Source organism: Actinomycetota bacterium, assembly GCA_030682655.1.
Taxonomy (GTDB): domain Bacteria; phylum Actinomycetota; class Coriobacteriia; order Anaerosomatales; family JAUXNU01; genus JAUXNU01.
This window is the reverse complement of sequence record JAUXNU010000193.1, coordinates 1-5,765: the sequence shown is the minus strand read 5'-3', so window position 1 is coordinate 5,765 and position 5,765 is coordinate 1. Positions and strand designations below refer to the sequence as shown.

10 protein-coding genes are annotated in these 5,765 nt (G+C 61.0%); all 10 read right to left on the bottom strand.

Annotation, left to right across the window (positions count from 1 at the left end; all coding sequences use genetic code 11):
* Window positions 1-357 precede the first annotated feature (357 nt).
* The 10 genes from Q8K99_12705 to Q8K99_12660 all read right to left on the bottom strand — a co-directional run bounded on the left by Q8K99_12705 (window position 358) and on the right by Q8K99_12660 (window position 5,545).
* Window positions 358-1,068 (bottom strand): hypothetical protein, encoded by a 711-nt coding sequence (locus tag Q8K99_12705; GenBank protein MDP2183415.1) that lies wholly within the window; start codon window positions 1,066-1,068, stop codon window positions 358-360.
* Window positions 1,069-1,082: 14 nt separating this feature from the next.
* On the bottom strand, window positions 1,083-1,220 hold the full coding sequence (locus Q8K99_12700) for a hypothetical protein (protein MDP2183414.1): 138 nt from the start codon (window positions 1,218-1,220) through the stop codon (window positions 1,083-1,085).
* Window positions 1,217-1,864, bottom strand: coding sequence for a hypothetical protein (locus Q8K99_12695; GenBank protein ID MDP2183413.1), 648 nt, complete (start codon window positions 1,862-1,864; stop codon window positions 1,217-1,219). Before Q8K99_12695 ends, Q8K99_12700 begins: the two co-directional genes overlap by 4 nt.
* Window positions 1,865-2,132: 268 nt before the next feature.
* Window positions 2,133-2,837: a hypothetical protein gene (locus Q8K99_12690; GenBank protein ID MDP2183412.1), complete on the bottom strand. Its 705-nt coding sequence runs from the start codon at window positions 2,835-2,837 to the stop codon at window positions 2,133-2,135.
* A gap of 89 nt (window positions 2,838-2,926) precedes the next feature.
* Complete coding sequence (locus Q8K99_12685) at window positions 2,927-3,505, bottom strand: hypothetical protein (protein ID MDP2183411.1); 579 nt, start codon at window positions 3,503-3,505, stop codon at window positions 2,927-2,929.
* A gap of 96 nt (window positions 3,506-3,601) precedes the next feature.
* Window positions 3,602-3,940, bottom strand: coding sequence for a hypothetical protein (locus Q8K99_12680; protein MDP2183410.1), 339 nt, complete (start codon window positions 3,938-3,940; stop codon window positions 3,602-3,604).
* Between the two features lie 205 nt (window positions 3,941-4,145).
* Window positions 4,146-4,442 (bottom strand): type II toxin-antitoxin system RelE/ParE family toxin, encoded by a 297-nt coding sequence (locus Q8K99_12675; protein ID MDP2183409.1) that lies wholly within the window; start codon window positions 4,440-4,442, stop codon window positions 4,146-4,148.
* The gene (locus tag Q8K99_12670; protein ID MDP2183408.1) at window positions 4,439-4,720 is read right to left on the bottom strand and encodes a type II toxin-antitoxin system Phd/YefM family antitoxin; all 282 of its coding nucleotides are present in this window, start codon (window positions 4,718-4,720) and stop codon (window positions 4,439-4,441) included. Before Q8K99_12670 ends, Q8K99_12675 begins: the two co-directional genes overlap by 4 nt.
* 167 nt (window positions 4,721-4,887) lie before the next feature.
* Window positions 4,888-5,247 carry a DUF86 domain-containing protein gene (locus Q8K99_12665; GenBank protein MDP2183407.1) on the bottom strand — a complete coding sequence of 120 codons (360 nt, stop codon included), beginning with the start codon at window positions 5,245-5,247 and terminating at the stop codon, window positions 4,888-4,890.
* Entirely contained in the window at window positions 5,237-5,545 is a 309-nt protein-coding gene (locus tag Q8K99_12660; GenBank protein ID MDP2183406.1) for a nucleotidyltransferase domain-containing protein, read from the bottom strand. The genes Q8K99_12665 and Q8K99_12660 overlap by 11 nt, the downstream gene beginning before the upstream one ends.
* Between the last annotated feature and the right edge of the window lie 220 nt (window positions 5,546-5,765).

The window sequence follows — 5,765 nt, the reverse complement described above, 5'->3', positions numbered from 1 at the left end:
CTTCTAGTGGGAGGCAGGCTCCGGCAGGACCGAGATGTGGGGTTCCAATCCCCGGATATCAGCATGGTCGATCGCCGTTCCCATGTGCCCGCCCGCTTGCATCTACTCAAGGGCGAAGACCACCATGAGACCTACGAGGTTGACTGGCCATCTCATATCAGTCGTGTTGCGGCATGAGCCGCGCCGCTTGAGTTTCACGGTGGCCGATGAAGTGCGAAGTCGGCTCGATGCCGTGGTTCGACGGGAACCTCAGGAAGAGGGAGAACGAGCCAGAGACCATCATCGAAGAAGGCGCGCGCGACGTTCGCACCAGCACGACTATCCCGCGGCAACTCGTTCTGATTCTATGCCGCGCCGTCAGTCTTCCACGGACGGGGCCTGGAGGCTCGTTTGCTTCGCGACAGACAGGAGATCCTCCATGCTGCTAGTCCCGCTGACTACCTCGACCACAAAGCGACCCTGAGTCCACGCGACACTCGAAGCTGGTATGGAGAGACCAGTACCGGGGCGGACTCGGCCAAGCCCAGTCGCCGGGTCGGTCCCTCCTTCCGAGATCGGTGGCACATTGACCTTCTCTGAGGCATATCCTTTGTGGCCGCTGATTTCTACTGGCTTGACATAGGGCTGGAACTCAACGGGGTTGAAGGTCGAGAGATAGTCATCTGCATCCGCATTCGTTGGCCAACGCGTGACGCGAATAGTGACATCGTTCGTGTACACAACCAGGAATCCGCCCTCATAGCCATCAGTGCTCTGCTGCGGGATGAACACGCCCTCGTATTGTCCACCCGCAGCTTCCGGTGGGAAGACGAAGTCGATTCCATATGTGCTCTCGATCTCCGCAGCTCTCGACTTTCCGAAGCTGTCGGGCGTGAAAGGCAGTCGATAGGCCTTGGGGTCGGTCTGCCCCAAGTAGCGGCTTCGAGCATAGCGGCTGCGCTCAACCGATGCAGAGAAACGCTCCTCGCCGGACGCGTTGCGGAGGAAGACAACGGATAGGACAACGGCTGTACAAGCGGCGAGGCAGATGGCCAGAGTCAACGGCTTGCTCAGAAAGCGCTGCGGCATGACAACAGCCTCCTTCAGTAGCGTTCGTGAATGAGATAGGAGTCGTCTGAGTTCTCTTTGCGGAAACGATAGTAGACGTCGCCATTGCACGCAGGCACGGCTTCCGTCCAGTAGACCCAGCTGCCCAGTGAGTTCTTGCGCTTGAGGTTCACGTGCGCGGTGCGCGCATCATCTCCCGATGGGGGGACTCGATGTCCAGGTAGTACCTCTCTGCCGAAGCAAGAGCTTCGCCAGCCAGAATCGGGAATTGCGGCCGCCCCTCAGCTGCGGACGCATCGGAGAAGTCCGCAACGACTGTGTCTTGATACAGGATGCGCCAGTTCTCTGGCGAGTAGTTGCCCATCGAGTAGTTCTCGATTCGGAAGACGCCGTACCAGGCTTGGTTTGGGCAGGATCCAATCGTCACGGTCCTCATTAGGCGAGGGTCGCCGTAGCAGTACTGGTAGAACCCGAACGTTGAGCTTCCGTAGTCCTTTGTGATTCCAGCCTCCAGGTGGACGTAGCTGACTCCCTCGCCGTCGAAGTAGCCGTCACCGGGGACGAAGTTGATGGGTCTCCTGTACATGTAGATGGAGCTGACGACTCCACCCTTAGGGGACTTCAGGGTCCAGTCGTAGTTCCACACGTACCCCGAGACTCCACGCCAACCCGTCACCGTGCTTGGATACCACTCCCGATACATGTCTCCGTTGAAGCCGCCATCATCAACTGCAGTTGCGGTTGCGGCGAGAGAGAACAGAATCACCACGGCCAGCGCTGCGACAATTGCGCAGACTCGTCTTCTTCGAAGCATCATTCCACCTGCTTCCGCCAGATACACAGTGAGTATTTTCAGAATGGCGTGTCTTCAAGCAGAGACTACCCTCGAGCTGCCGCGAGTGTAAACGACACTCTGACAGGTAGTCCGCAGCCTGGGAGCAGTGAACCTGCGAGGCTCCGTCGAACGTGTTTGAGCTTGACCTGCATGACGAGGCGCCTTCGCCTCGTCTTGTCGAGCGTAGCTCGATGCGCCGAGTCTTGCCAGGTCGAAGCTCTGGTTCGACAGAGCACCGTCATGGCGGCGACTACTCCTCGAGGAACCGCGGTGTGACTTCCCAGGGGGCCGGATCGGGGCCATCCCGCATCACTGTGCGGCTACCGACGCGCCCGAAACGGTTGGGGTCGAAACACGGGCACATGTTGCAGCCCATCTCGACTGCAGCTGCCTGAATCTGGTTTTGGAGCGAAGATGGGTGGTCTGGCTGAAAATGGAACCTGTTCTGGAGGAACTTACACGGGAAGAGGTACCTGTCAATCTCAACAGCGTGCTGTTCCGGTGGTTCTGCCACAAGCCGGATGCAGACGCTCAGGCCCATGTCCTGGGGATCGACGACCAACGGATCATCAATCACCGAATCGCAGTGGGCCGAAGGGTCGTCGCAAGAGCTCGCGTCAAGGGAGCAATCGACAACTTGCAGAAGCTGCCACGTATTCTTCACGAGCTTGCCGCCAGAGAAGACCATGACGCCTTTCCACTGACGAACGTATTCGAGCAGCGCCACAGCGCGCCTTGCGTCATCGGGCGAGCTGGCGAACGCTGCCATGTTCATGGGCTTGCCCGTGAAGTCGGTCTCCGCGAATCGCGCAGATCCGCGGGCGATGTTCAGTGCGATGGGGTAGTTCTTCGAGTTGCTCCGGGGAAACAGCACAACAAGTAGGCACTCCGTTGATGCCAGATACGGGTCAACCGCCTCGGGCGGGTCATGGTACTTGTCGAGCGAGTCGCTCATCGCAGTTCCCCCAGTTCAGTGGGCTTCTGTCGAACGTTGAGGCGCATAACCTGCGGCGGATGCGCCTCTCTTCAGCAAACTACCTCATGTCAGGTTGATGCGCTGGTTAGGTGCCCGCGTGTGAATCGCGCATAGGCGAAAGCGACACTCACCGCGCCGGCCCAAGCCGCCATGCCTAGAATAGGGGCCACGAACATAGCCAGCCCTGCCAGGCCATCGACGCCAGCCAGACCGGTGACAGCCAAGGCGAACGGTTCCGCCCAGACGAGTCCCGCGGCAACGGGAACCCACCACAGAAGCCAGGGTCCGAGTAATGGTTCACCCGATCGCACTTGAGCCGCGAGGGTGCCGGCAAGAACGGCGGCTGCGGGTCCCCATAGTGCCGCGTAGAACCCTACAGCACCCACACCCGCCTGGGCCGCTGCAAGCACTGCCGCAGCCACACCCGCGCTGATAGCCAAGTTGGTGACGCTAAGGAGCACCCTGGCGGCGATACTGAACTCCGAACACAGCCAGAAGCACAAGGCGACGGGCAGAACAGCGAGGATAGCCAGCACAGGCCGGGGTGCCACATCGGAGAGTGCAACTGTCACTGCCACGCTGAGCATCGCCGCGACGAGCGCGATCGGGCCAGCCACCGCGATTCGAGCTTCTCTGGCGCGCCCCATGGCCTCTCCAATGCTCTCGGTGCACCTAACGTTGTTCGGCTTCAGCGGCGCCGCGAAGCGGCGTCCGTCTGGAAGCCGTTGTTCGACATGGCGAATTCACTCACCGCGCGCTTCTTCCCGAAGAAGCTGCACCATCGACGCTATGCGTTCCACAACTTCGGGGGGAAGCGAGTCCTCCGGCAAGACACCGGCGACGACCGCGTGTGCCAGAGGTATCACCGGATCGTTCGTGGAGTACCGCTTCCAGATCTCCCGGGCAATGCCGTCGTGGTACTCGTGGACCGCCGCATCCAAGTCGGCAGCCGACATCGCCCCGGCCCTCCAATCGTCGAACCTCGCCGCGAGGGCTCCAAGCGCCGCACCCATCTCCGCTTCCCAAGCCCGATTGGCGTGTTCCCGAAGGACCGGCTTCAGCTTCTTCGAGGCTTCCGACATGCCGCACCCTCCTCAGAGTCCGTCAAACGACTCGGGACCGCACCCATGATCTCCACGATCGCCGCGCGTACCCCAGCGCCGTCCGAACCCGCCACATCCTCGCCCAAGCGGTGCTGCGGACCCTCGTCCCTCTGCTCTGTCGAACGTGTTAGGGATAACCCGCAACGCGAAGCGTTGTCGGGTTGATCCCTTGGTTCGACCCACCCTACGGCGCGATGTCCTTCTCGTCGAACTCCCGGGCCTCGTGCCGGACGGCCGCGATTTCCACAAGATCGTCTTTGCGGCGATACATCACGCGGTACGGGCTCACGATGATCTCTCGGATGCCCTGGCGCCCGAGCTCGGGGACCATGCGACCGGAATCCGGGAACGTCGCCAACGACTTGACGCGATCGAGCAACCGCTCAAGCCACTGGAGCGCGGCGGTCGGACTATCGCCAGAGATGTAGACAACCGCGTCATCGACCTGCTCGTCCGCCAGCGGCGACCACGCTACCTTCACTTCAGGTACCGCTCCCGCAGACGCTTCTCGACGACCTCGTGAGGGATCCCCATACCTGCATCCAGCTGTGCCTCCGCAGTGCGGATATCGCGGATTACCGCGACCTCTTCGACGAGGCCCTCATATACGTCGACATTGAGGAGAACCGCGGCGCTCCTACCGTGCTGTGTGAGAATGACCGGACGCTTGGTCCTCTGGACCTGCTCGAGGACTGCCGAGGTGTGAGAGCGGAATTCGGTGACGGGCCGGACATCGACCGAGGGGCGCAGCAGCGCCATGATGGGCCTCCGTTTCGATACGCGATTCCGTACAGTCCGTACAGTATAGCGTATGGCGGCCCCGAGTGGCGGGGGATTCCTTGGTTGGGTCGAACGTGTTACGGCATGAGCGGCGGCCCACGCCCTTGCATCAGTCCAGCGCTCGCGCCGTCCGCTCGATGCCTTTGTTAGTCCGCTGCCCCAGCGTCCATTTCCGCAAGCAGAATAGCGCATTCGTCTCGCAGAAGCGGAGCATCGCGAACCGCATAGGCCCACACGAGCTTGTCGTTGACCGTCATGTACCCATGCGTGAGCTGGTTGCGGAAGTCGACGATGGTGCGCGCTTGTGTGATGCGCGCAAACGCATCCGGCTCAAGGTCACCGAGGATGTTCATTGCTTCGCCGATGATGATGAACTCACGCTCAACTGCCGAGCGGATTGCGCGAGTGTCGAGATACGCAGCGACATCGACGCCGTTGATGTCGAGCGCGATGGCGTCGCATGCAGTGATGATGTCAGCGACGTAGGCCCGCGGCTCACGCTGCATACAGAACCTGCTTCGTACGATCGACCTCCGCTTGAATGTAGCGGTTCTTGATCGCATCACTCATGACGAGATCGACATCGGTGCCGAGCAGCGCCCGCAGCTCGTTGAGTAGATCGAAGTAGGCGTCCAAGAGCTCAAACGGATTCATCGAACCGAAGTCAGCCAGCAGGTCAACATCGCTCTCCCCAGGACGGAAATCATCGCGAAGAGCCGACCCGAAGACGTCCATCCGCACCACCCCGTACTTGCGGCACAGGGCGGCAATCGCTTCACGCTTGTTCTCGAGCACTGCAGCCATGTCGAAACCTCCGCATTCATCCTAACCGCCGAGGAGAACAAGCGCCACGCGACGACCCGGATATCGTCTGCTGCAGTTGGACTAGTCACCATGAGATGGCCGGCCCGAATCCGCGTATAACGTGGATCATCCGCGGGAACACGCCCGCGGTGCCGACACACGGAGGGACCGGCCATGCAACAGCTTACCCATATCGGGCTGGACGTGCACAAGGAGACCA